This window comes from Candidatus Marinimicrobia bacterium CG08_land_8_20_14_0_20_45_22, from assembly GCA_002774355.1.
Taxonomy (GTDB): domain Bacteria; phylum Fidelibacterota; class UBA2242; order UBA2242; family UBA2242; genus 0-14-0-20-45-22.
Genome location: PEYN01000106.1, coordinates 1 through 1023 on the forward strand (window position 1 = coordinate 1; position 1023 = coordinate 1023).

The following is a 1023-nucleotide window of genomic DNA, read 5'->3' on the forward strand; positions in this document are numbered from 1 at the left end:
GATAGAATAGAGGATTCCTAATCCTTTGATTCGGGTTCGATTCCCGGCGAGGGTACCAGAAAAATTAAGGAGAAACCAAAATGCTGAAACCGAAAAAGAAAATCACGAAGAAAGAGATGAAAAAAGATCCGGTATTGGAGAAAATATCGCAGGTCGATACATTTGTCAGAAACAATCCCAAGCAACTTTTATATGGCGCACTTGGTATTGTCGTTGTAGTTGCTCTGATTGTTTTGCTGGCTCAGTCTAAGAAAAGCGCTAACAGGGAAGCTTCTGGCGAGCTGGGAATGGCAGAGATTGCATTGGCAAAAGGCGACATTGACGACGCGGTTGTCCGGTTGGAAGCGCTGATCGAGAAGAATCCGCGGACGAAAAGCGCCGGGATGGCGACGCTTTTGCTGGCGCAATCATATTTAGCAAAGTCGGATTACGAGAAAGCGCAGGAGAATTTCGAGAAATATGTTGATGATTATGATGACGATTATATGATCGAAGCTTCTGCTCTAAACGGCGTTGGACTCTGTCTCGATCACAAAGGGGAATACGAAAAAGCCGCAAAAATGTATACTGAAGCCATTGAGGAATCGCCGTACAAATTTCAGAGACACGAATACAGTCTGAACGCCGTCCGCAGTTTGATCAAGATCAATGAATTGAAAAAAGCGGAAGAATTAGTTCAAGAGGTATTGGATGGCGAGCCGGATTACAAAGCCAAAAATGCGGCGGAGCAACTACAATCTCAAATAGAGGCATTAAAGAACTAAAATTTTCGTTTGGAGAAGAACAGAAAGATTCTTAAATTTTTGCTGGTTAAAGTGGGTTGACAAAGCCCACTTTTCCATTTGGAGAGAGAAAGAATGACAAGTGTGAAGGAAAAAGCAAAGGAAATCATCAGGCGGATCGTCGAAGCAAACGCTTGTTACCTGATTGAAACTTCCTTCAACCTTCAAGGTAGGCGGCAATTTATCAAGGTCGTCGCTGAGTCAGACAACGAAATTAACATAGATCAGATCATACGGATTA

General features: G+C 43.0%; 1 protein-coding gene. It reads left to right on the forward strand.

What is annotated here, in order from left to right; all coding sequences use genetic code 11:
* The first annotated feature begins 80 nt into the window (after positions 1 to 80).
* Positions 81 to 764: a hypothetical protein gene (locus COT43_06285; GenBank protein PIS28487.1), complete on the forward strand. Its 684-nt coding sequence runs from the start codon at positions 81 to 83 to the stop codon at positions 762 to 764.
* Positions 765 to 1023: the final 259 nt, after the last annotated feature.